This is a genomic window from Rahnella victoriana (assembly GCF_004330295.1).
Taxonomy (GTDB): domain Bacteria; phylum Pseudomonadota; class Gammaproteobacteria; order Enterobacterales; family Enterobacteriaceae; genus Rahnella; species Rahnella victoriana.
Map to the genome: position 1 here is coordinate 203,131 of NZ_SJOJ01000006.1, position 803 is coordinate 203,933.

Sequence of the window (803 nt, forward strand, 5' to 3'; positions counted from 1 at the left end):
ATAAGCTAAATTTTGGTGTCGACTTATTTTTTATTATAAGTGGATTTATCATAGTTTATGCAACCCGTAAAATTGAGCACTCGAACACTCTGTCATTTTTAATAAGAAGATTCTTTCGCGTTTACCCTCTTTTTTTGGTATGCATTACTGTCGGAATATTATCGATTTATAGTGATTCATCAACAGAACAGATAGTTCGTGCACTGTTCCTTATTCACCAGAATTATAGTTTGCCATCGCCTACTTTCGGATTCAATTTGATGGGGCCCGCGTGGACACTAACGTACGAGCTTTATTTTTATTTTATTTTTTCAGTTTCGCTATTAATTAATCATAAATACAGAACTGAAATCACATGCATTCTTTTATTATGTCAGATAATAACCCCACAGCTATTACTAAATGGTGGCCTCCATCTTTCTGCATATACTGGACTAGATACTCAATCACATAACTATTTAGCAGGATTTCTACAATTTTCATCCAACACAATGTTTTATGATTTTATTTTAGGAATGTTGCTTGCAAAGATTTATCTTAATGGAAATAAATTAAATACTGGCTCTGGAAAGCTAGTTATGATTGCGTTTTCTGCCATTTTCGTGACATTAGTCGCTGAGACTGAAAGCACTCAGGTCGGACCTCAGAATTATGGTTATATGTGCTTATTTTTGGTTATGGGATTTCTTCTCTATGAGAAAAAAAATAAACTAAAGAAAGTATCAATATTGGTTTTCTTAGGGAACATATCCTATGCCCTCTATATTTCCCATTATATTGTCATTGATGGAATGCATAAATAT

Annotated in this window: 1 protein-coding gene; it reads left to right on the plus strand. The window is 33.0% G+C overall.

Annotation, left to right across the window (positions count from 1 at the left end; all coding sequences use genetic code 11):
• The coding region (locus EYY67_RS07485; RefSeq protein WP_165497950.1) for an acyltransferase family protein at positions 1-803 on the plus strand (803 nt) is incomplete at both ends.